21 protein-coding genes are annotated in these 23089 nt (G+C 27.8%); 20 read left to right on the plus strand and 1 reads right to left on the minus strand.

The window, feature by feature from the left end; translation table 11 throughout:
* The first annotated feature begins 7 nt into the window (after positions 1-7).
* From Q0049_RS11625 to Q0049_RS11695, 15 genes are read left to right on the plus strand one after another with little or no spacing between them, the layout of a single operon-like run.
* Positions 8-1102, plus strand: a complete 1095-nt coding sequence (locus tag Q0049_RS11625) for a glycosyltransferase family 4 protein (RefSeq protein WP_298119873.1) — start codon at positions 8-10, stop codon at positions 1100-1102.
* Positions 1099-2205: a glycosyltransferase gene (locus Q0049_RS11630; protein WP_298119875.1), complete on the plus strand. Its 1107-nt coding sequence runs from the start codon at positions 1099-1101 to the stop codon at positions 2203-2205. The genes Q0049_RS11625 and Q0049_RS11630 overlap by 4 nt, the downstream gene beginning before the upstream one ends.
* The gene (locus Q0049_RS11635) at positions 2198-2767 is read left to right on the plus strand and encodes a serine O-acetyltransferase (RefSeq protein ID WP_298119877.1); all 570 of its coding nucleotides are present in this window, start codon (positions 2198-2200) and stop codon (positions 2765-2767) included. The genes Q0049_RS11630 and Q0049_RS11635 overlap by 8 nt, the downstream gene beginning before the upstream one ends.
* Positions 2761-3861: an EpsG family protein gene (locus Q0049_RS11640; RefSeq protein ID WP_298119878.1), complete on the plus strand. Its 1101-nt coding sequence runs from the start codon at positions 2761-2763 to the stop codon at positions 3859-3861. The genes Q0049_RS11635 and Q0049_RS11640 overlap by 7 nt, the downstream gene beginning before the upstream one ends.
* Positions 3858-4739: a glycosyltransferase family A protein gene (locus Q0049_RS11645; protein ID WP_298119880.1), complete on the plus strand. Its 882-nt coding sequence runs from the start codon at positions 3858-3860 to the stop codon at positions 4737-4739. The genes Q0049_RS11640 and Q0049_RS11645 overlap by 4 nt, the downstream gene beginning before the upstream one ends.
* Positions 4736-5827 (plus strand): glycosyltransferase, encoded by a 1092-nt coding sequence (locus tag Q0049_RS11650; RefSeq protein WP_298119882.1) that lies wholly within the window; start codon positions 4736-4738, stop codon positions 5825-5827. The genes Q0049_RS11645 and Q0049_RS11650 overlap by 4 nt, the downstream gene beginning before the upstream one ends.
* A 1-nt stretch (position 5828) precedes the next feature.
* A complete protein-coding gene (gene asnB, locus Q0049_RS11655; RefSeq protein WP_298119883.1) occupies positions 5829-7718 on the plus strand; it encodes an asparagine synthase (glutamine-hydrolyzing) in 1890 nt (629 codons plus the stop codon).
* Complete coding sequence (locus tag Q0049_RS11660) at positions 7708-8865, plus strand: glycosyltransferase family 4 protein (RefSeq protein WP_298119885.1); 1158 nt, start codon at positions 7708-7710, stop codon at positions 8863-8865. The genes asnB and Q0049_RS11660 overlap by 11 nt, the downstream gene beginning before the upstream one ends.
* 14 nt (positions 8866-8879) lie before the next feature.
* Positions 8880-9920: an acyltransferase gene (locus Q0049_RS11665; RefSeq protein WP_298119887.1), complete on the plus strand. Its 1041-nt coding sequence runs from the start codon at positions 8880-8882 to the stop codon at positions 9918-9920.
* Positions 9921-9977: 57 nt separating this feature from the next.
* Positions 9978-10580 (plus strand): sugar transferase, encoded by a 603-nt coding sequence (locus tag Q0049_RS11670; protein WP_298119889.1) that lies wholly within the window; start codon positions 9978-9980, stop codon positions 10578-10580.
* A gap of 17 nt (positions 10581-10597) precedes the next feature.
* Positions 10598-11248 (plus strand): acetyltransferase, encoded by a 651-nt coding sequence (locus Q0049_RS11675; RefSeq protein ID WP_298119890.1) that lies wholly within the window; start codon positions 10598-10600, stop codon positions 11246-11248.
* The gene (locus Q0049_RS11680) at positions 11241-12374 is read left to right on the plus strand and encodes an aminotransferase class I/II-fold pyridoxal phosphate-dependent enzyme (protein ID WP_298119892.1); all 1134 of its coding nucleotides are present in this window, start codon (positions 11241-11243) and stop codon (positions 12372-12374) included. Before Q0049_RS11675 ends, Q0049_RS11680 begins: the two co-directional genes overlap by 8 nt.
* A 53-nt stretch (positions 12375-12427) precedes the next feature.
* Positions 12428-14422 (plus strand): nucleoside-diphosphate sugar epimerase/dehydratase, encoded by a 1995-nt coding sequence (locus Q0049_RS11685; protein ID WP_298119894.1) that lies wholly within the window; start codon positions 12428-12430, stop codon positions 14420-14422.
* Positions 14423-14477: 55 nt separating this feature from the next.
* Positions 14478-15239: a polysaccharide biosynthesis/export family protein gene (locus Q0049_RS11690; protein WP_298119896.1), complete on the plus strand. Its 762-nt coding sequence runs from the start codon at positions 14478-14480 to the stop codon at positions 15237-15239.
* A 3-nt stretch (positions 15240-15242) separates the two neighbouring features.
* On the plus strand, positions 15243-17630 hold the full coding sequence (locus tag Q0049_RS11695; RefSeq protein ID WP_298119897.1) for a tyrosine-protein kinase: 2388 nt from the start codon (positions 15243-15245) through the stop codon (positions 17628-17630).
* A 3-nt stretch (positions 17631-17633) separates the two neighbouring features.
* Here the strand turns inward: Q0049_RS11695 and Q0049_RS11700 are convergent, their stop codons facing one another.
* Positions 17634-18371: a CpsB/CapC family capsule biosynthesis tyrosine phosphatase gene (locus Q0049_RS11700; protein ID WP_298119899.1), complete on the minus strand. Its 738-nt coding sequence runs from the start codon at positions 18369-18371 to the stop codon at positions 17634-17636.
* Positions 18372-18510: 139 nt separating this feature from the next.
* Here Q0049_RS11700 and Q0049_RS11705 point away from each other — a divergent pair, with 139 nt between their 5' ends.
* The 5 genes from Q0049_RS11705 to Q0049_RS11725 are packed head-to-tail and all read left to right on the plus strand — an operon-like array spanning position 18511 to position 23083.
* On the plus strand, positions 18511-19386 hold the full coding sequence (locus Q0049_RS11705) for an ABC transporter permease (protein ID WP_298119901.1): 876 nt from the start codon (positions 18511-18513) through the stop codon (positions 19384-19386).
* Entirely contained in the window at positions 19386-20654 is a 1269-nt protein-coding gene (locus Q0049_RS11710; protein WP_298119902.1) for an ABC transporter ATP-binding protein, read from the plus strand. The genes Q0049_RS11705 and Q0049_RS11710 overlap by 1 nt, the downstream gene beginning before the upstream one ends.
* Positions 20641-21375, plus strand: a complete 735-nt coding sequence (locus tag Q0049_RS11715) for a hypothetical protein (RefSeq protein ID WP_298119904.1) — start codon at positions 20641-20643, stop codon at positions 21373-21375. Before Q0049_RS11710 ends, Q0049_RS11715 begins: the two co-directional genes overlap by 14 nt.
* Positions 21372-22154 (plus strand): glycosyltransferase family 32 protein, encoded by a 783-nt coding sequence (locus tag Q0049_RS11720; protein WP_298119906.1) that lies wholly within the window; start codon positions 21372-21374, stop codon positions 22152-22154. The genes Q0049_RS11715 and Q0049_RS11720 overlap by 4 nt, the downstream gene beginning before the upstream one ends.
* Positions 22155-22165: 11 nt before the next feature.
* Positions 22166-23083, plus strand: coding sequence for a glycosyltransferase family 2 protein (locus Q0049_RS11725; RefSeq protein ID WP_298119908.1), 918 nt, complete (start codon positions 22166-22168; stop codon positions 23081-23083).
* Positions 23084-23089: the final 6 nt, after the last annotated feature.

Below are 23089 nucleotides of genomic sequence, written 5' to 3' on the forward strand. Positions count from 1 at the left end.
ATTCAAAATGAAGTTACTTTATATCACAAATGGTGTCAATGGTTCTGGCGGTTTAGAAAGAGTTCTTTCTATAAAAGCAAGCTATTTAGTTGATAAATTGGGCTATGAAGTAACAATTTTAGGATTGAATAAAGGTTGTTCTAATTTATTTTATGAATTTAGTAATCAAATAAAATTTGAAGAAATTGAAGTTTCAGGAAATCCGTTTTCTTACATTAAAAAATATATTTCTGGAATTAAGGACACTATAAAAAAATTAAATCCTGATGTAGTTATTGTTTGTGATGATGGATTGAAAGCATTCTCTCTGCCTACAATTCTAGGAAAAGCAAAACCTATTATTTATGAACGTCACGTTTCTAAAAATATTGAAATAGGTAAGGATTTTAATGTTTTTAAATTGATTATTGCTAAAACCAAAATGAAAATCATGGAAGTTTTAGGTAGTACATTTACAAAATTTATCGTTTTAACTAAAGAAAATACTAAGGAATGGAATTTGAAAAACCTTCAAATTATTTCTAATCCACTTTCTTTTTATCCAAATGAGAGTGCTACTTTACAAAACAAAAAAGTAATTGCTGTAGGAAAACAAAGTTATCAAAAAGGTTACGATAGATTATTAGTTAGTTGGCAAACGGTTATAGCTAAAAATCCTAATTGGAAACTAGAAATATATGGAAAGAAAGATAGTACTCAAGGATTAGAAAATTTAGCAAAAGAGTTGAATATTGCATCTTCTGTCACTTTTTTTGAACCTGAAAAAAATATTTTACCTAAATATTTAGATAGTTCCATTTATGTAATGTCATCGCGATTTGAAGGTTTTGGAATGGTTTTGATAGAAGCAATGGCTTGTGGAATTCCTTGTGTATCATTTGATTGTCCTTTTGGACCAAGTGATATCATCCAAAATGATGTTGATGGATTTTTAGTTGATAATAACAATACAGATGAACTAACAAATCGATTAAATCAATTGATTGAAGACGAAAATTTACGCTTAAAAATGGGAGCAAATGCAAAAGAAAATGTAAAGCGATTTTTACCTGAAACTATTATGAGTCAATGGGATAATTTATTTAAAACCTATAAAAATTGAAGAAAATTGTAATTTTAGTAGATCAATTAAATTCTCATGGAGGAATTGAGCGTTTAGTGGCAATTAAAGCGAACTACTGGGCTACTGTTTTTAATTATGACGTCACAATAATCAGCACTGAACAACATAATAAACCATTAATTTATGACCTTTCTAATCAAGTAAAGTTTGTTGATTTAGCTGTTAATTACCAACGTGAAAAGAGTTATTTTTCAATTGGAAACGTCTTGAAATTTGTTTCAAATATTTTTCAAATTCAACGTTATATTTTGAAGCAAAACCCTGATTTTATTATTGTTGCTTCTCATATTCCAATTACATATTTCTTACCTTTTTTATACAGAAGAGCAAAAATTTCTAAAGAATTTCATTTCTCAAAATTCAGAATCAATAATAGTGGATTTAAACAAAAAGTTCTCAATTTTATTGAATCTAAATATGATAGCTTAATTGTTTTAAGTCAAGAGGAAAAAGATTTTTATGTGTCAAAAAATGCAGTTGTGATTCCTAATCCAATTGAAAATCAAATTATTGATAATGGATTTGAAATAGTAAAGAATCAAAATATTGCAGTTGCTGTTGGACGATTTGCTCCTGTAAAAAGATTGGAGAAAATGGTTGAGATTTGGAGTCAATTTTCCGTCACTAATCCCAATTGGAAATTGCATATCTTTGGCACAGTTGGAAATGATTATTATAAAGAGATTGAACAGCTTGTTATAAAAAAAAACTTGCAAGAGGTTATCCTTTTTAAAGGACAATCAAATACGATTGAAGAAGAAATTAGTAAAGCAAAAATTTTATTGATGACTTCAGAACAAGAGTGTTTTCCAATGGTAATTCTTGAAGCAAATTCTGTTGGAATACCAGTAATTTCATTTGATTGTCCAACAGGACCAAGAAATATAATTCATCACAATGTTGATGGGATTTTAGTTGAACATAATAATATCAATAATTTTGTAAATGAATTGATTCGGTTTGATTCTGATGAAAATTTGCAAAAGAAATTATCAAATAATTCAAAAGAAAACGCAAAAAAATATTCCCTTGAGCTTATTATGAAACAATGGGATGAACTCATTTTTAAGGCAAATGATTAGAAAAATAGTTTACTTTTTTGGACAAATTTTATTTTTTCCACACTTGATTCTTTTCTTGTTTTCAAGCAACAAAGAATTAGTGATTGATGATTTGTATTCAAGAAATACTAGGCAAACAAGTTTTGCAACTGTTTCTTACGATTTGACTTTTCAGTTATTAATCAGTAAGTACTTTAGAACACTTTTTTATTTTAGAACAACTTCTGTTTTTGCTAAAATTCTAAGGTTTTTTTACCCAAAACACCAGTCATTCACAATAGATATTAATACAAAAATTGATGGAGGTTTGCATCTTGCTCATCCATATTCTACTATTTTGAATGCAGCATCAATTGGTAAAAATGTTTATGTAAATCATTTAGTTACCGTTGGAGAAAAAGACGGTAAAAAACCAATTATTGGAAATAATGTAGAACTTCATGCTGGATGTATCGTCATTGGTGGAATTACAATCGGTGACAATGTTATCATTGGTGCAGGATCAGTTGTAGTAAAAGATGTTCCTACTAACTCAATTGCAGTTGGAAATCCTGCAAGGATAATTGAATCAAAGAAATGTTGAGCTTTATACCTAACGAATATTATTCATCTGTATTTTACCATATTATTTTGGTTGTTGTTTTATTTGTTTTTTTTGGAACTTATAAAACAGAGTTAACTAACAGTTCGAGTTTAAAGGCAAAAAATGGTTTTGGAATAGTACTCATGTTGTTTATTATCCTTTACATGGGATTTAGACCAATCTCTATATATTTTGGAGATATGGTTATTTACAATAGAGAGCTTCAAATGTATATAGATGGCGCACCATTTAATTCAGAATCAGATATATTATTTGAGGCTATGAAGTATTTTTATGCAAAGTATCTCAATGCTCAATTATTCTTTTTTACCTGTTCATTTTTTTATTTATACTTACTTTATCTTGGAACTAAAAAGATTTTCAAAGATTATTGGTTTTATGCATTTTTGATGTTTATCATCGCTTTTACATTTTGGGCCTATGGAGTAAATGGAATTAGAAACGGACTTGCAACATCCTTATTTGTTTATGGAATTAGTAAAGAAAAGAAAGTAAATACGATTCTAATTCTTTTTTGTTCTTATTTTATTCACTCTTCAATGATGATCCCAATTATTGCATATTTAATGACATTTTTATATAGTAACACAAAAGTTTATATTATTTCTTGGATATTACTAATACCATTATCATTAGCAATAGGAGGTTTCTTTGAATCTTTCTTTTTAGGATTAGGATTTGGAGCAGACAAATTAGACTCTTACTTAGGAGAATTTAATCAAGCAAATGAAGGAGTAGAAATTAGTGTAGGATTTCGTTGGGATTTTCTTTTATACAGTGCTTCAGGAATTTTTGCTGGTTGGTATTATATTTTTAAGAAAAAGTTTGAAGATATTTTGTATCAAAAAATATTCCATATCTATTTGATTTCAAATGGGTTGTGGATTTTAATTATTAGGGCAAATTATTCAAATAGATTTGCTTATTTATCATGGTTTATACTTGGTTTAGTGTTAATCTATCCTTTGTTAAAAAGTGAGCTTGTTAAAAATCAGCATGTTTTAATTGGTAAAATTTTAATTGTTTATGTTGGATTTACTTATTTAATGAATGTAATTTTATATAAATCATGAAAGCAATTACAGTATTTACAACTACATACAATAGAGCGTTTTGTTTGCCACAATTATATCAAAGTTTAGTACATCAAACGAGTCAAAATTTTTTGTGGCTTGTTGTTGATGATGGTTCCACAGATGATACAAATCAATTGATTCAGCATTGGATTACTGAGAATAAAATCGCTATAAAATATATTTTTCAAGAAAATCAAGGAATGCATAGCGGTCACAATACTGCTTATCAAAATATTGATACTTTATTGAATGTTTGTATTGATTCAGATGATTATATGCCAAGTAATGCTGTAGAACTTATTTTAAAAAATTGGGAATTATATAAAAACGAGAATATTGCTGGTTTTATAGGTCTTGATTCTTATAAAAATGGTGAAATTATTGGTTCTAAATTTCCCGAGTTATTAAAAAGAACAAAACTCTCTGATGTTTATTTAAAACACAAAATTATTGGTGATAAGAAATTAGTTATAAAAACAAGTGTTGTAAAAGAATTTCCTCAATACCCAATTTTTAAAGAAGAGCGTTTAGTTCCGCTAGGAACTTTATATTTAATGATTGATCAAAAATATGATTGGATTTGTACTAATGATGTTTATTGTATTGTTGAATATCTTGAAGAAGGATCGTCTAGAAATATTTTGAGACAATACAAGAAAAGTCCTAAGGGTTTTGGCTACTCAAGATTAATCGAAATGAAGTATTCAAAAAGTATTGTTTATAGTTTTTCCAGAGCAGTTCATTATATTTCATCTTGTTTATTTCAACGTAAATTAGATTTCTTTACGAATAATCCTAAAAAACTAATCACATTATTTGCAATACCTTTCGGGATTTTATTTCATTTGTTTTTACTTTTTAAAATTAGAAAATGAAAGTTCTGCAAGTAATCAATAGCATGGCAACTGGTGGAGCAGAAAAGTTGTTGCTCGATACAATTCCAAAATATATTGAAAAAGGAATTGTAATGGATATTTTAGTGCTTAACGGTACAGAGTATCCATTTTATAATGAATTGAAAAATAACCCTAGCATTCGATTAATTTCATTAGGAGATTCAAGTGTTTACAATCCTTTTTTGATATTTAAAATCATAAAGTATTTAAAAAAATATGACTTTATTCATGTTCATTTATTTCCCTCATTATATTGGGTTGCTCTTGCAAAATGGATTAGTTTTTCTAAAGTTAAATTAATATATACTGAACATTCTACTAGCAATAGAAGAATGAAACATTGGTTTTTAAAAATTATTGATCGTTTTATTTATTCAAAATACAATAAAATAATAGGTATAACAGATAATGTTAAAAGTCAATTAAAAAAACAACTTCAATTTTCTGATGATAAATTTATAATAATCGAAAATGGAATTGATTTAACTAAAATTGAAGAATCTATAAAATATGATTTACCTGAACTTAATTTAAATTTACCAGTTGATGTAAAACTATTAATTCAAGTTTCCTCTTTTCAATTTCCAAAAGATCAAAAAACTGTTATTAAATCATTACAACATCTTCCGCAAAATGTTCATTTGTTGCTTGTTGGTCAAGGTGTTATGTTAGATCAAAATAAAAAATTAGTTGAAGAGCTAAAATTAAAGGATAGAGTTCATTTTTTAGGCATTCGAATGGATGTTGCTCGTTTATTAAAAACTTCCGATATTCTAATATTGTCTTCTCAATACGAAGGACTTTCGTTGTCTAGTATTGAAGCCTTGGCATCAGGAAAACCATTTGTAGCTTCAGATGTGCCAGGACTAAAAGAAATTGTAAGTGAAGCAGGAGTTATGTTTCCTTTTCAAGATGATAAAAAACTTGCAGAAATTTGTGTTGAATTGATGACTAATAAAAATAAATATGATACTATTGTATCAAATTGTATTTTAAGATCGAAACAATATGATATTACAGTCATGATTGACAAACATATTAATTTATATAAATCCTTACTGAAATGATATGTGTGGAATAAACGGATATATAGCCAAAAACAGACAACCTAAAGATATCATTAAATCTATCTTAGAGCAAATGAACCATGAAATACTTCATCGTGGTCCAGACGAAGATGGCTTTTTTGTAGAAAGTGACACGACTAGTATAGGAATGGCAATGAGAAGGTTATCAATAATTGATTTAAGCACAGGAAAGCAACCTATTTTCACAGAGGATCAACAGAAAGTAATTTTGTTTAATGGCGAAATATATAATTTTAAAAAAATTAAATCTGATTTAGAAAAAAATGGTATTTCATTTAAAACAAGCTCAGATACTGAAGTAATTGTTAAACTTTATGAGAAATACGGAACAGCTTCTTTTGCAATGCTTGATGGTATGTTTGCTTTTTCTATTTATGATAAAATTTTAAATAAAGTTTTCATAGCTCGTGATTTTTTTGGAGAAAAGCCATTGTATTATTATAAAAACGATGATTCATTCTTTTGGTGTTCCGAGTTGAAATCCTTAATGAAAATTTTACCATTTAAACCTAATATTAATGTCAAGGCACTTAATTTATATTTTCAATTAACTTATATTCCAGCACCTTATTCTATTTATGATGAGATTTTTAAACTAGAAGCTAATCATTATATAGAGTTTGATTGTACAACATTTGATTTTACAATTAATGAAATTAAACAAGATTTCAAAACAATTGACAAGCAAACAAAAAAAGAATATATAAAAACAACGCATGATTTGGTGCAAGAAAGTGTTCTTTCACGTTCCATTTCAGATGTTGCAATTGGTACATTTCTTTCTGGAGGTGTTGATTCTTCAATTGTTTCACTATGCTTATCACAACAATCTAATTCTAAAATCGATACATTTTCAATTGGTTTTGAAAAAAAATCTTTTGATGAATCTGATAAATCAAGAACAGTAGCTAAACTAATAAATAGTAATCACCATGAGTTTATTATTTCTGAAAAAGATTTGACTCATAATATTGATGCAATTTTATTAAATTTCGATGAACCCTTTGCAGATTCTTCAAGTTTGGCAAGTTATGTAGTTGCAAATAAAACCAGGCAGTATGTTACTGTAGCATTAACAGGTGATGGTGGAGATGAAGTTTTTGGCGGTTATAATAAGTATTATATGGGTAAATTAAACCAAAAATATACTCAAATTGTACCACAAAAAGCGCATCAATTATTTTCTAAATCAATAGGAACGCTTCTCAATAGTAAAGATGATAAAAGAGGAAAGCGATTTAAGTTGAATCGACTTTTAAAAGCTATAAATTATGAAGGAGATTTTTATTATAATATTATATCGCTTGGATATACCGATGAAGAAATTGAAGGATTGCTAAAACAAAATTGGTTGCAACAAAATAGTTTGACGTATTATAAAAAACTAATCGGTAACCATAATAAATCCATTACGGATTTCAGAAACATTGATAAAATAATTAGTTTAGAAGGCGATATGTTAGTCAAAGTAGATCGTACAAGTATGTTGACTTCACTTGAATGTAGAGCTCCATTTTTAAACAAAGAAATTTGGAATTTTACTAGTCAAATACCAGAAAATTATCTGATAAATGGATGGGATAAAAAACACATTCTAAAAGAATCATTTGCTGAATATTTTCCAAAAGATTTTTTAAATAAGTCTAAAAAGGGATTTGGTGTTCCTGTTGGTGATTGGCTTAGAGATAATCTCAAAAACGAACTAATGTCTTATTGTGAAAAGTCATTTATTGAAAAGCAAAATATATTTAATTACGAAGTGATTTCTAAACTAGTTAATAATCATGTTCAAGGAAAAATAGATAACACTTTTAGAGTTTGGACGTATTTTTGTTTCCAAAAATGGTATAAAATGACCTATGAAAAATAAACTGATTCGAATTACTACTATTCCAATTTCTCTCGAAAAATTACTTTCGGGACAATTGCAGTTTATGAATTCTTATTATCAGGTTATTGCAGTTTCTTCTGAAAAGGAAAAGCTCGAACAACTTGGAAAATCTCAAAAGATAGAAACATATTCTATTGAAATGACCAGACAAATAACTCCAATTAAAGATGTAATTGCGGTTATGCAGCTTTATTTTTTTCTAAAAAAAACTAAGCCATTTATTGTTCATACTCATACTCCAAAAGCAGGAATTGTAGGTATGTTAGCATCAAAGCTAGCAGGTGTTCCTGTTCGATTGCATACAGTTGCAGGTTTACCATTGATTGAAGCAACAGGTTTTAAAAGAAAAATTTTAGATTTTGTAGAAAAACTAACCTATAAATGCGCTACTAAAGTTTATCCTAATTCTTTCGGACTTTTAGAAATTATTAAACAAAATAATTATTGTTCATCCAGTAAATTACATGTTATTGCTAACGGAAGTTCAAACGGAATTGATACTTCATACTTTAATCCAAATTTATTTTCAGACGATGAAAAAACAAAATTAAGAAAGGAATTATCCATTTCAACTGAGGATTTTGTCTTTATTTTTGTTGGAAGATTAGTAAAAGATAAAGGTATCAACGAATTAATATCGGCTTTTAATCTACTTCAATGTGAAGTTACAAATTTAAAATTACTATTAGTAGGAAATTTTGAATCTGATTTAGATCCTTTATCTCAAGAAACTTTAGAAACTATAAAAAATAATAAGGCTATTATTTCTGTTGGTTTTCAAACAGATGTTCGTCCATACTTTTCAATTTCAAATGCATTAGTTTTTCCTAGTTATCGTGAGGGTTTTCCAAATGTTGTTATGCAAGCTGGTGCAATGAATTTACCCTCAATTGTTTCTAATATTAATGGGTGTAATGAAATAATTTCTAATGAAGTAAATGGATTAATCATTGCTGTAAAAGATGAAAAAGCAATTTTTGAAGCAATGAAAAAAATTACTAATCTTTCTGTTTATGATGTTATGAAATCTAATGCCAGAAAAGTAATTGTTGATAATTATGAGCAAGAAAAAGTTTGGAATGCTTTATTAGAAGAATATCAAAGTTTTGAAAAATTTTTGAAATAAAAAAATAGTAGTTTATGTCTTCTAAAGAAAATAAATATTTAGATATATTGCAGATATTCAGAGGGTTTGCTGCATTAATGGTTGTGGTTCATCATACTCTTGGTGCTTTGGTATACTACAATAACATAGATTATTATTTTGTAAAATTTATTGGTGATTTAGGAAAGTATGGTGTAGATTTCTTTTTTGTGCTTTCTGGTTTTATAATAGCATTCACCAGTTATTATAAGTACAATAAACCATTAGCTTACAGAAAGTATATTATAAATAGGGCATTAAGAATTTATGTGCCTTATATTCCTATTGGATATTTGATGCTGTTTTTATATGCTAATTATCCTGAATTATCAAATGCGAGTCAATTAGATTTTAGTTATTTAACTTCATTAACGCTTCTTCCTGATGGTTTTCCAGCTTATGGTGTTGCATGGACACTAATTTTTGAACTTATGTTTTACTTTTTATTTAGTTTAACATTTATATCAAAAAAATTATGGAATTGGTTTTTGATAATTTGGCTTATTCTAATTTTAAAAAATAACTTCATTACGGATGTTGTTTCCAATGAGAAAACGTTTCAAAATGTTTTTTTATCTTTATATAATCTAGAATTTATGCTGGGTTATTTATTATCAATATTGATTATAAGAAAAGTAAAATGGAATTACATGTTTGTAGGTACTCTTTTTATTGTTTTTACACTATTTTCACTTGTTTTAAAGTATTATAATATCATTCTTTTTAAATTTTCTGATCATATTTTTGTAGGAATAAATTCATTTTTACTAATTTATATTTCTGTTACTTACTTTAATCCTAAATTGAATGAAAGAAATATTTTTATGATGATTGGAAATGCAACTTATTCAATATACTTAATTCATGATCCCTTAAAAACATTAATAATAAGATTGTTTCCTAGTACAAATTCTTTAATTTTGAATTTTCTTATCTTAACCGTTGTATTGATAATTTGTTCAATCGCAGGATATATTTATTATTTAATTTTTGAAAAATATATCATGAATAAGTTTAAAAAAACATTAGGTGTGTAATTTTGAAACTTGAAGTTTCTTGTAAACAAAAAATATATTGGTACTAAAATTTACAAAATGTATAAATCGATTGTAAAACCTTTTTTTGATATCTCTTGTGCTTTGATTGGATTGGTTTTATTACTTCCAATATTTATTTTAGTGACTTTATTTTTACTATTTGCTAACGATGGAAAACCTTTTTTCTTTCAATTAAGACCTGGTAAAAACGGAAAGATTTTTAAAATTATTAAGTTCAAAACCATGAACGATAGGAAGGATGCTAATGGAAATTTACTTCCAGATGCAGATAGACTAACTAAGATTGGTAGTTTTGTTAGAAAAACTTCATTAGATGAAATTCCTCAATTGTTGAATGTTGTCGTTGGTGATATGAGTATAGTTGGACCAAGACCATTACTCACAACCTATATGCATTTGTATAATGATTTTCAAAATCGTCGGCATGAGGTAAAACCCGGAATTACGGGTTGGGCTCAAGTTAATGGCAGAAACGCCATCTCATGGGATAAAAAATTTGAATTAGATGTTTGGTATGTAGATAGTATATCTTTTTTATTGGATGTTAAAATTCTATTTAAAACCATTCAAAAAGTAGTAAAGAGTGATGGAATAAATGCAATAGATTCAGCAACGACAGAACCTTTTCAAGGAAGTTAATTATAAATAGATTTGATATGCAAGATATTGTAATTATTGGTGCAGGCGGTTTTGGTAGAGAAGTAAAAACTCTAATTGATGCCATAAATAAGGATAATAAGATCTATAATTTTTTAGGATTTTATGACGATGGAATTGAAAAAGGGAAAATTATAAATGGTTTTCCAATTTTGGGTGGTGTTTCTGATTTGAATATAGTTTCAAAACCACTTTGTATAGCTTTAGGCCTTGGTGATCCAACAACAAAAAGTAAAGTTATAGCTTCAGTATCAAATACAAATTTAAGTTTTCCAACGCTAATTCATCCAAGTGTTATAATTTCAGATGATGATGTAATTATTGGAAACGGATGCATTATATGCGCAGGAACTATAATTACATGTAATATTAAAATAGAAAATTATGTAACTTTGAATTTGATGTGCACTGTTGGTCACGATACATTTATTGATAGTTTTTCATCGTTTATGCCTTCAGTAAATATTTCGGGCGAAGTTAAAATTGAAGAAAAAGTATATGTTGGAACAGGAGCAAAAATAATTAATCAATTAACCATTGGCAAGTCCACAATAGTTGGTGCTGGTGCAGTAGTTTCAAAAAGTTTACCCGAATTTTGTACCGCAGTTGGAATTCCTGCAAAACCTATAAAATTTCATAACAATGACTAAATCAAAAATATGGCTTTCTTCACCACACATGGGAGGAAACGAGCAAAAATATATCAAAGAAGCGTTTGATACGAATTGGGTAGCACCACTTGGGCCAAATGTTACTGGATTAGAGCAAGATTTAGAGCAATATTTAGGAAATAACTCCTTTGTAGGAGCTTTGAGTTCAGGAACAGCTGCACTTCATTTGGGATTAATTTTACTTGATGTAAAAGCTGGCGATGAAGTAATTTGTCAAAGTATGACTTTTTCAGCCTCAGCAAATCCTATTGTTTATCAAGGAGCAACTCCAGTTTTCGTTGATAGCGAAAGTGATACATGGAATATGTGTCCAAATGCACTTGAAGAAGCACTAAAAGATAGAATTGCTAAAGGAAAAAAACCAAAAGCAATTGTTGCCGTTCATCTTTATGGAATGCCATTTAAAGTTGATGAAATTAGAAGTATAGCAGATAAATATGAAATTCCAATACTTGAAGATAGTGCAGAATCATTAGGTAGTACCTACAAAGGTCAAAAGTGTGGTACTTTTGGTGATATTAGCATCTTGTCATTTAATGGTAATAAAATTATTACAACTTCTGGAGGTGGTGCAATTGTTACAAAAAACTTAGAGCAAAAAAATAAAGCGATTTTTCTTGCAACTCAGGCAAGAGATAATGCGCCTCATTACCAGCATAGCGAAATAGGTTACAATTATAGAATGAGCAATATTTGTGCAGGAATAGGTCGTGGTCAAATGGAAGTTTTAGATAATCATATTGAAAAACGTCGCGCAATGCATCAATTTTATAAAGATGTTTTTATACAAAATCAAGGAATTGAAGTTTTTTCTGAACCAAGTTCTGATTATTATTCTAATCATTGGTTGTCAGCAATTATTGTAGATGCTAAAAAAAATAATGGCAAATCAAGAGAAGATATGCGATTGAAATTAGAAACTGAAAATATTGAAAGTCGTCCTTTGTGGAAACCAATGCATCTTCAACCAGTTTTTAAAGATGTACCTTATTATGGAGGAAGTATTTCTGAAAAGTTATTTGAGAATGGTCTTTGCTTACCTTCAGGTTCTAATTTGTCTTCGGAGGATAAAGAAAGGATACAAAAAACTTTAAATGATTTTTAAGGTTTTTTTAACAAATTTTTTTTACTATTTTTACATTCATAAATTGATTCAAATTGAATAGCTCCAATAAAAATTTTATTTCTGATTTCTTTAAGATTTTTTCAGATGTAAATACTGGCTTTAATTTCAGTAATTTAGGTTATTTGCCTAGATGGATGATTTTAATGTTGGATGTTTTTATTGTAGTTTTTTCCGGCGTTATTACTTTTCTATTATTTAAAGGGTTAAAACTAAGTTATATACCTAATCAATATTTAGTTTTTGCGATTTTATTTTATCTAACTATCAATGTTTTTTTCTTTTGGATATATAGAACTTATTCAGGAATTATTCGACATTCCTCCTATATTGATGCCTTAAAAATTTTCTTTTCTCAATTTTCCACTTTTGTGGTTATTATTGTTTTCAATTTTATAGTTATTTTGTTTGACAAACAAAAAGTTTATCTAACAACAGGAGCTTTTATTAATGCAATATTATCATTTAGTTTGTTGTTTTTTTATAGAATTATTGTAAAACAAACTTTTGAACGTTTTTTTTCAGAAACTGCTAACGTAAAAAAAATTCATGCAATAATTTATGGTTCTGATGCTAATGCAACTGCTGTAGCCAACGCATTAAAAGCTGAAATTCCTAGCCGATTTAATTTATTAGGTTTCATTGATAAAAACAACCAAAATTCAACAAAAAGAATTTTGAATCTTCCTATTTTTCAAATAAAGAAAAGTATTCCTGTTTTAATGCGTTCTAAAAAAGTGGAAGCTCTAATTATTGCTGATAAGAGTTTGACAAAAGAAGAACGTTTAACTATAGTAGAAGAATGTATCGAATTTGGATTTAAAGTATATACTTTACCACTTGTTTCAGATTGGGATGATCAAAAGGAAATTTCAAAGAATATTAAAAACTTTGAAATTCAAGATCTATTAGAGCGAAAACCAATTGTTTTAGATACCAAATCAATATCGTCAAAATTGAATGGAAAATCAATATTGGTTACAGGTGCTGCTGGTTCTATTGGTAGTGAAATTGTTAGGCAAGTTTTAAATTTTAGTCCTAAAAAAATAATTATTCTTGATCAAGCTGAAACACCTTTACATTCTTTATCTCTTGAGATTATTGGGATGAATCAAAATATTGACGTTATAAATTGTATTGCTGATATTAGAGATTTTAATGTTTTAGAAAAAATATTTAATCAATATAAGCCAGATGTAGTTTATCATGCAGCAGCATACAAACATGTTCCAATGATGGAAGAAAATCCATCTCAAGCCATTTTTACAAATGTGATTGGAACTAAAAATGTTGCAGATTTATCAAATAAATATCATGTAGAACGATTTGTGATGGTTTCTACAGATAAAGCTGTAAACCCAAGTAGCATCATGGGTGCAAGTAAAAGAATTGCAGAAATGTATGTTCAATCAAAACATTTCAAACATAAAAAATTAAATTCTGAACGATACACAAAGTTTATAACAACTCGTTTTGGTAATGTTTTAGGTTCTAATGGTTCTGTTGTACCATTATTTACAAAACAAATTCAAGAAGGTGGACCAATAACGATTACGCATCCTGAAATTATTCGTTATTTTATGACCATTCCAGAAGCATGTCAATTAGTTCTTGAAGCATGTTCTATGGGAAATGGAGGCGAGATATATATATTTGATATGGGTAAACCAGTTAAAATTATTGATTTAGCTAAAAAAATGATACGTCTTGCAGGTTTTATTCCTGATAAAGATATTTCCATTAAAATTGTTGGTTTACGTCCTGGTGAAAAATTATATGAAGAATTGTTGAATGATTCGGCAAAAAATTTAGCAACTCATCATGAAAAAATAATGGTAGCAGTTGAAGTGTGTGATGTCTTTGATGTTGTAAATAAGCAAATTGAAGAGTTGTCTGAAATTGCAAGCAAAGGAAATGTTGATAAGCTAGTTTCTAAAATGAAAACTATGGTTCCTGAATTCAAAAGTTTGAATTCAATATATCAAACTCTTGATATAGAAGTTAAGGAATCTTATGTTTACACTAAATAAATGCTTTATATCAATGGAATTGGTATATTTGCTAACTTAAATAATGTAATTTCAAATGAAATATAATTATCTGTGTATATCAATAATAGTAATCCTATTGTTTTCTTCTTGTGTTTCTAAAGAGAAAATGGTTTATCTTCAAGGTAACCAAGATTTTAATAATAAATCTACTAACTATGATCCTTTAATTCAAAGAGATGATAGATTATCAATTATTGTTTCCGCTTTAGAACCAGAAACGGCAAAACCATTCAATTTATATCAAAATAATAATATATCTAACACTTCTAATAATTCATCTAATAATAGTCAAAATACCTATTTAGTTGATGTTGATGGTAAAATTGATTTTCCAGTAATAGGCACACTTGCAGTAGAAGGATTTTCAATTAATGAATTGAAGACTATGTTGAAAGAGAAATTGTCTATATACATAAAAAATCCTGTAATTAATATTACAATTCAAAACTTTAAAGTAACCGTTCTTGGTGATGTAAACTCACCTGGAATAAAAACGTTTAATAATCACAGAGTTACTCTTCTAGATGTGCTTGGTGCTTCGGGCGATTTGTCTATTTTTGGAAAACGTAACAACATACTTATTGTTAGAGATTATCAAGGAATTAAAAGTTTTAATAGAGTTGATATAACTAAAGCTGACTTTGTAAACTCACCATTTTATTATTTAGATCAAAATGATGTTGTATATGTTGAACAAAGAAAAGCGAAAATGGACTCTTCAGCTCTTCCTAATTTACCGTTAATATTTTCAGTTTTAAGTTTTGTAACAACAATTGTTTTTTTAGTAACTAAATAGAAAATGCAAAATTCCTTACCCACGACTGACATAAATTCACAAAGTGATTTTAATATTAAGGAACAAATTTTTCACTACCTTCAATATTGGAAATGGATTATTATTAGTGTATTAATTTGTCTTTCGATAGCTTTTATTTACTTGCGTTATTATGTAGTAGAATATGGAGCTGCAGCATCTATCTTGATTAAAGATGAAAAAAAAGGTGGCACAAGTGAATATTCAGCATTTAGTGATTTGAATATTTTTTCTGCTAAAAATAATGTTGCCAATGAAATAATTGTTTTAAAATCAAGATCTTTATCAGAAAGTGTTGTCAAAAACCTTGATTTAGATATTTCTTATTTTAGTGAAGGTAGAGTAGTTAGCAGAGAACTTTATAAAGAAGAGTCACCAATAAATATCGTTTTTATAGATAAAGTTCCTTCTTATTATGAGAAAGATACTACCATGGTGGTTACCATAAAATCTAAAAACCAATTCATATTATCTAACTCGCAAAAACAGAACTCTAAAACTTTTTTATTTGGACAAAAAATTAAATCTCAATTAGGTGAATTTATTATTCAAGTTAATCCAAATTATAAGAATGTTGTTGTTGGAGCTGAAGTTTATGTCATAAAATCAAATCTTGAATCTAGATCTTCATTTTTTAGAAATAAAGTAAATGTTTTTGAAATTGATAAGACAAATGTAATTAACTTAACAACTTCTGACAGAATAGATGAAAGAGGTATTGACTATCTTAACGCTCTTATTGAGCAATATAATCTTGACGCAATAAAAGATAGAAATGAGGTTGCAGCGACTACTAAAAATTTTATTACTAATAGGTTAGATATTATTACGAAAGAATTAGGTGGTGTTGAAGGGCAAGCAGAAAAATTCAAAAAAGATAGAAAGTTAACAAATTTAGAAGCTGATTCTAATTTAAGTCTGATGCAATCAGTTGATTATAATAAATTAGTTTTAGAGATTGAAACTAATGTAAAATTAAGTCAATTCATGATTGATGAAATTAATAAGACAAAAATTGATGAACTTTTACCAACTAACATTATCAAATCTAGCGAAGTATCAGGAGGTTATATTAGTCAGTACAATCAGCTCATTCTTCAGAAAAGAAAGCTTTTAAAAAGTGGAACCGAATTAAATCCTGAAGTACAAAAAGTTGATAATGAAATTGTTTCTCTTAAAGAAAATATTATTGAGAGCTTAAGAAATAAGCAAAAAGATTTATACATAAGTAAAAATGATTTATTACGACAACGTTCTATTTATGATGGTAAAGTATATCAAGTTCCTACAAACGAGAGGTACTATAATGAAATAGCTAGACAACAACAAATTAAAGAATCATTATACCTTTATCTTTTACAAAAGCGTGAAGAAACAGAAATTTCAATGGCTGTAACTTCACCAAAAGCTAAAATTATTGATTTTGCTTATTCTAATGGCGCAATTTCATTAAATAGAAATGTATTTTACATAGCAGCAATTATTTTAGGATTATTATTACCAGTCTTAATTATTTTCTTGATTCAATTTTTTGACACAAAAATTAAATATCGTAATGATATAGAAGGAAAAGTTTCTATACCTTTCTTAGGAGATTTACCGAAATCTAAAACTAATGAAGAGATAATTAAATCTAACAGCCGTTCGAGTTCTGCCGAGGCTATTAGAATGATTCGAACGAATCTCGAATTCATGTTAGCTCATGTTCCTGAAAATAAATGTAAAACTATTTTTGTAACCTCTTCAATACCAAAAGAAGGAAAAACATTTTGTGCCATAAATCTTGCAACAACAATTGCTCTGTCTGGAAAAAAAGTTTTAATTATTGGTCTTGATGTCCGAAACCCTAAATTAGATCAATATATATCACTTCCATCAAAAGGTCTTACAAATTATTTGTCAAAACCAAATGATAATATTAATGATTATATTGTAAAGGTTAAGGATTTTTCAAACTTTTTCGCATTGCCATCAGGAGTTATTCCTCCAAATCCTGTTGAATTATTAATGAATGATAAGTTGAACACAATGTTCAATGAATTAAAAAAGGACTTTGATTACATTGTTGTTGACACAGCTCCAATAAGTGTTGTAACCGATACTCTTTTAGTCGCTAAAAATGCTGACTCTTTTGTTTATGTAATGAGAGCAAATTATGTTGATAAACGAATGTTGAAATTTGCAGAATCACTTTATAAAGAAAATAAATTGCCAAACATGTCGATTTTACTAAACGATACCGAGCAAAAGAAAACGTATGGCTACGGTTATGGCTATGGCTACGGTTATGGCTACGGTTATGGTTATGGAGTTGAAGAAGAAGAAAATAGCTTTATTGAAAAACTGAGATCTTTTTTTAAATCGAAGAAATAAAAATTAGAAATTAAAAAATGAATTGTTCTGAATTACCTCACTTAGTTTTTGATGGTTTTTCAGAACAATTTTATTATTGAAAAATGCTACATGTTTCATATGATGTGTATCAGAACCAACAAAATCAATCAGATTGTTTTCTAAAAGATAATCAGCAATTTTTGCCACTTGAGGATTGTAATATCCAACACTTGATAATAAGTTTAATTGAAATTTGCATCCCACAGTTTTTAACTTATGGTATTCTTTTACATTGTTATGATAAAAATTATAACGTTCAGGATGCGCTAAAATGGGTTGGTATCCAGCAACTTGTAAATCGAAAAGAATGTCATACAAATTCAAAGGTGCATTGATGTATGACATTTCAACTAAAACAAAATTGTCTTTTAAAGTCAATAAGGTTTCATTTTGAAAAAGTTCTCTAAAATGGTCGTCCATCATATATTCAGCACCAATATTAAATGGGGTTTGAATGTTATTTTCAATAAGTAACGAAGCTGTTTTTTTATGATTTTCTAAAATGTCATTTTTAGAATTTTTCCAAACATATTCCATTACATGCGGTGTAGTAATGAATTTAGAAAAGCCAATTGACTTTAATGCTTGAATCATTTCAATTGTTGTTTCAATATCTTTTGATCCATCGTCAATACCAGGCAATAAATGCGAATGAATATCCACAAAATCATTTGGAATTAAATCACTTAAAACTGGTTTATTTTTTTTGAAGAAAAACAAAATTTTATTTTTTTTACAAAGAAACAAATATTAATTAAAACAATAGAAACTCATTCTATAATTATGTTAAATTACTATATTTGCTTTTTATATAAAAATTCAATGTAACAAGCTTTTTTCTTAAAAAGTTTAAAAATAAATGGAAGCAAATAACGAACCACAAGATTGGGATTTAGTAATAAAAGGACATTCTTCACTCTTTAGTTTAAATTTTGGAGATCTTTGGCGTTATAGAGATTTGCTCTTGATGTTCGTTAAAAGAGATTTTGTAAGTTTTTATAAGCAAACTGTTTTAGGTCCACTTTGGTTTTTTATACAACCTATATTCACAACATTAGTTTTTACGTTCATTTTTGGAAATTTAGCAGGAATAAGCACTGACGGCTTGCCTCAACAGTTGTTTTATTTAGCCGGAATTACCTCTTGGAATTATTTTGCAGATTGCCTTACCAAAACAAGTACCGTTTTTAGAGATAATGCCAATATTTTTGGGAAAGTATATTTTCCACGCTTAATTATGCCATTGAGTATTGTTGTAAGTAATCTTGTTCGATTTGGAGTGCAAATGCTTTTGATGGTTGTAACCATGATATATTTTAAAGTTTTTCCAACTCAAGGAACTGATTTTACTGTAACACCAGCTATTTTAATATTTCCTTTTTTAGTTATTTTAATGGCTTTGCTTGGTTTGGGATTAGGATTAATTATAACAGCAATGACTACAAAGTATAGAGATTTGTCTTTCCTTGTTTCTTTTGGAGTTCAACTTTTAATGTATGGAACTACGGTTGCTTATCCTTTAAGTCATGTAAAAGAAAAATATCCGCAAATGGCATATTTAGTTGAACTAAACCCTATGACAGGAATCATTGAAGCATTTCGTTACGCCTTTCTTGGAAAAGGTGAATTCACTTTTTCGAGTATCGGATATTCAACTATAATAACCATTGTAATACTATTTTTAGGAATAATTATTTTCAATAAAACTGAGAAAAATTTCGTTGATACAATATAATGAGTAAGCCAATAATAAAAGTAGAAAATCTCTCAAAAGCGTATCAAATTGGACAAATTGGTACAGGTACTTTATCAAAAGATATTGATCGTTTTTGGCAAACCAAAATTCTTGGTAAAGAAGATCCATTTCTAAAAATTGGAGAAACAAATGACAGAAGCGTAAAAGGTGAAAGCAATATTGTTTGGTCTTTAAAAGACATCAATTTTGACATTAATCAAGGCGATGCTGTTGGAATTATTGGAAAAAATGGCGCAGGAAAAAGTACATTATTAAAACTACTTTCAAGAGTTACAAGTCCAACAACTGGACAAATAAAAGTAAAAGGAAGAATTGCAAGCTTACTTGAAGTAGGAACAGGTTTTCACCCAGAATTATCCGGAAAAGAAAATATCTATTTGAATGGCGCAATTCTTGGAATGCGAAAAAAAGAAATCACTCGTAAACTTGATGAAATTATTGATTTTTCAGGAGTTGAACGCTATATTGATACACCAGTAAAAAGATATTCCTCAGGAATGTATGTTCGATTGGCTTTTGCAGTTGCTGCACATCTTGAAAGCGAAATTCTAATTGTAGATGAGGTTTTAGCTGTTGGTGATGCTGAATTCCAAAAGAAATGCCTCGGAAAAATGGGAGATATTTCTAAAGGTGAAGGACGAACGGTTTTATTTGTAAGTCATAATATGGCAAGTTTGAAAAGTTTTTGTCAAAAAGGAATTCTTTTGAAGAATGGTTTGATAACAAACAATGGCGAAATTGATCAAGTAATTTCAAGTTATTTAAGTCAAAATGATTTTTCAGAATTTGTATTTGAAAATGAAGAGTGTATTTTAAAACAGTTTCATATTCAAAATTCTTTAAATGTTGAAACGATTAACATTTCTAATGGTGAAGATTTTTCTTTTGGAATTACAATGGAAGTTAAAAAAGAAAATCCTGATTTTGGTTTTTGTATTGCTATCTATAATGATTTAGATGAACTAGTAACTGCTATAAACTCTTACCATATTAATGATGATATCTTAAATATGAATAGAGGAACTCATAAAATTGATATACAAATTCCAAAGTATATTTTTAATACAGGTTTGTATAATATCAATTTCCATTTCAATGATAAAAGTGGTAACATCTTTAAAAAAATGGAGCGAGTAGCAACGTTCAATATATTTGACGATGGCTTCAGAAGAGGAAATAAATATAGTGGATTGTGGCCAGGAAAAGTTAGTATTGTCCCAAAAATTTCAATAAATGAAAATGTATAAATCTAAAAAAGATAAGAAAGAATCTCTGAAAGATTTCTTTAATAACAAAATATATTTTGGACCTTTCACTGGTTTAAAAGTTCCTGATGCTCTGTACAAAATCCTAACTGTTAGTGAAATTCTTGGAATGTATGAATCATGCTTACATCCATTATTTTCTCAGCTTTTCAATAGGAAAATTAAGAATATAGTTCTCGTTGGAGGAAATAATGGTTATTACTCTGCTGGTTTAAACTATTTGTATAATCCTGAAAAAATAGTAATTTATGAAATAGTTCAAGAGCTTCATAGTACAATTTCTTCGTGGTTTGAAACAAATAATTTAACTAACTATGAAATATTAGGCGAAGCAACTGTTGATGGTTTCAAAAATTGGAAAGAAAAAACCGATTTATTACTAATTGATTGCGAAGGTTTTGAGGTTCAATTACTAAATCCGATTGAATTTGAATGGCAAAAAAACACAGATGTTATCGTCGAATTGCATCCATTTTATGTAGATAGACTTTTGAATATTATATCTGAACGATTTAGTGAAACTCATGAAATTGAAATTATATATGATGATTTTTCAGAGGATGATAAAATTGATAAAATTTTAAAAGGACTAAATTTAAACATTGATTATAGTCATCATCCAAATCATAGATGGATTAAAGAAAATGGAAAAAAAATATTTACAAGTGGATTGTTTATGTTTTTAAAAAGAAAGACTTTATGATTCCAAAAATAATTCATTATTGTTGGTTTGGTAATAATCCTAAAACTCAGTTAATAAACTATTGTATTGAGTCTTGGAAAAAATACTTGCCTGATTATGAAATTATTGAATGGAACGAAAGTAACTTCAATTTAAATGAGAATGAGTTTGTAAAGTCGGCTTATAAAAATAAAAAATGGGCATTTGTTTCTGATTATGTTCGTGCTTATGTTTTATATCTTCATGGTGGAATTTACCTTGATTCTGATGTTGAAATAAAACAAAATTTAAATCAATTTTTGCATCATGGTGCTTTTTCAGGGTTTGAAAAGTCTGGCTTTCCTTTCACAGCATTATGGGCAAGTCAAAAAAATCATATTTGGCCTAAAAAAGTTTTAGATTATTATAATGGTTTGGAAACATACAGTGAAGAGACTAATACAATAATTGTTACTCAAATTTTAATTGATGAATTTGAAGTAAATCCTAATAATGATGTGTTTCAACTCTTAAAAAATGACATCGCTATTTATCCTTCACATTTTTTCTGTCTTGATTTAAACCAAAATTTTGCTACACATCATTTCAATGGATCGTGGCTGGATGCTAAAATCCCTTTTAAAGAAAATTTACACAGACACTATTACTCAAAAAAATATTTTGAAACCCTTTCTGATAAATCAATTTTACAAGATTTATTAGATTATAATGACATTTCTTTAAAAGAAACTTTTGTTTTTTTTATTAGAAGTCTCCTTAAAAAAGTCAATAAGAGAATCGCTAAACTTGTTAAAATTTAGTTTAAAAGTAAATGAACAACATTAAAGTATCCATAATTATTGCTACTTACAACAGAGGTCATTTTATCTTTGAGACTTTAAAATCTATAGTGAATCAAAGTTTTAAAGAATTTGAATGTATTATTGTTGATGATGATGGAACCGATAATACTTTTGAGGTTATTAAACCTATTCTCGATTCAGACAGTAGATTTTCTTTTCATAGACGACCAAGTTCACACAAAAAAGGGTTACCAGGAACACGAAATTATGGTATTTCAATTGCAAAAGGAGAATATGTTATTTTCTTTGATGATGATGATATTATCCATCCAGAAAATCTTCAAACTTGTGTTAATGAGTTTAAAAACAGTGAAATAGATTTTTGCAAGTACGATAAAAAAGCTTTTTTTGGCGAATTTGATTATGTTTTTGAAAATGCTTTAATAAAAAATAGAACAAAGTTTGATGTAAAAAATATTCAATCTCTTGTAGATAATTCTGCGATGTTTGCATCTTGTGTAGTAATGTGGAAGAAAGAATGTTTTTTAAACAATCTATTTAATGAAAATTTGATGTATGCTGAAGAATGGGAATTGTATCCAAGAATAATTTCAAATGGTTTTTCAGGAATTACAATTGATACTACTTTATATTACAATAGGAAACATGATGAATCTAACACAGGTCAGTTTTGGAGTTTTGATTCTGTCAGAAGAAATTCTAAAAATGAAGCAGTTAAATTGGTTTTCAATAATCTCAAAAAGAAAGATTTATTGACGTTTTCAATTACAAGCTATCTCGTTTCTTTAGCATTTTTTTTAAAAGAAAAATCTCTTTTAGATTATATTTTGTCAAAAAGCGATTTTACAGTTTTTAGAAAAATGTATATAAAATTAAAATATTATATTTATCCGTTTGTTAAAGTCATAAAAAGAAAATTAAAGTAAACACAA

Origin of the sequence: Flavobacterium sp. (genome assembly GCF_027484205.1) — a bacterium.
Classification (GTDB): Bacteria; Bacteroidota; Bacteroidia; order Flavobacteriales; family Flavobacteriaceae; genus Flavobacterium.

Coding starts and splice junctions, on each gene's coding strand:
- Q0049_RS11625 (WP_298119873.1), top strand. CDS start 8: ATGAAGTTACTTTATATCACAAATGGTGTCAATGGTTCTGGCGGTTTA.
- Q0049_RS11635 (WP_298119877.1), top strand. CDS start 2,198: ATGATTAGAAAAATAGTTTACTTTTTTGGACAAATTTTATTTTTTCCA.
- Q0049_RS11640 (WP_298119878.1), top strand. CDS start 2,761: ATGTTGAGCTTTATACCTAACGAATATTATTCATCTGTATTTTACCAT.
- Q0049_RS11645 (WP_298119880.1), top strand. CDS start 3,858: ATGAAAGCAATTACAGTATTTACAACTACATACAATAGAGCGTTTTGT.
- Q0049_RS11650 (WP_298119882.1), top strand. CDS start 4,736: ATGAAAGTTCTGCAAGTAATCAATAGCATGGCAACTGGTGGAGCAGAA.
- asnB (WP_298119883.1), top strand. CDS start 5,829: ATGTGTGGAATAAACGGATATATAGCCAAAAACAGACAACCTAAAGAT.
- Q0049_RS11660 (WP_298119885.1), top strand. CDS start 7,708: ATGAAAAATAAACTGATTCGAATTACTACTATTCCAATTTCTCTCGAA.
- Q0049_RS11665 (WP_298119887.1), top strand. CDS start 8,880: ATGTCTTCTAAAGAAAATAAATATTTAGATATATTGCAGATATTCAGA.
- Q0049_RS11670 (WP_298119889.1), top strand. CDS start 9,978: ATGTATAAATCGATTGTAAAACCTTTTTTTGATATCTCTTGTGCTTTG.
- Q0049_RS11675 (WP_298119890.1), top strand. CDS start 10,598: ATGCAAGATATTGTAATTATTGGTGCAGGCGGTTTTGGTAGAGAAGTA.
- Q0049_RS11680 (WP_298119892.1), top strand. CDS start 11,241: ATGACTAAATCAAAAATATGGCTTTCTTCACCACACATGGGAGGAAAC.
- Q0049_RS11690 (WP_298119896.1), top strand. CDS start 14,478: ATGAAATATAATTATCTGTGTATATCAATAATAGTAATCCTATTGTTT.
- Q0049_RS11695 (WP_298119897.1), top strand. CDS start 15,243: ATGCAAAATTCCTTACCCACGACTGACATAAATTCACAAAGTGATTTT.
- Q0049_RS11705 (WP_298119901.1), top strand. CDS start 18,511: ATGGAAGCAAATAACGAACCACAAGATTGGGATTTAGTAATAAAAGGA.
- Q0049_RS11710 (WP_298119902.1), top strand. CDS start 19,386: ATGAGTAAGCCAATAATAAAAGTAGAAAATCTCTCAAAAGCGTATCAA.
- Q0049_RS11715 (WP_298119904.1), top strand. CDS start 20,641: ATGAAAATGTATAAATCTAAAAAAGATAAGAAAGAATCTCTGAAAGAT.
- Q0049_RS11720 (WP_298119906.1), top strand. CDS start 21,372: ATGATTCCAAAAATAATTCATTATTGTTGGTTTGGTAATAATCCTAAA.
- Q0049_RS11725 (WP_298119908.1), top strand. CDS start 22,166: ATGAACAACATTAAAGTATCCATAATTATTGCTACTTACAACAGAGGT.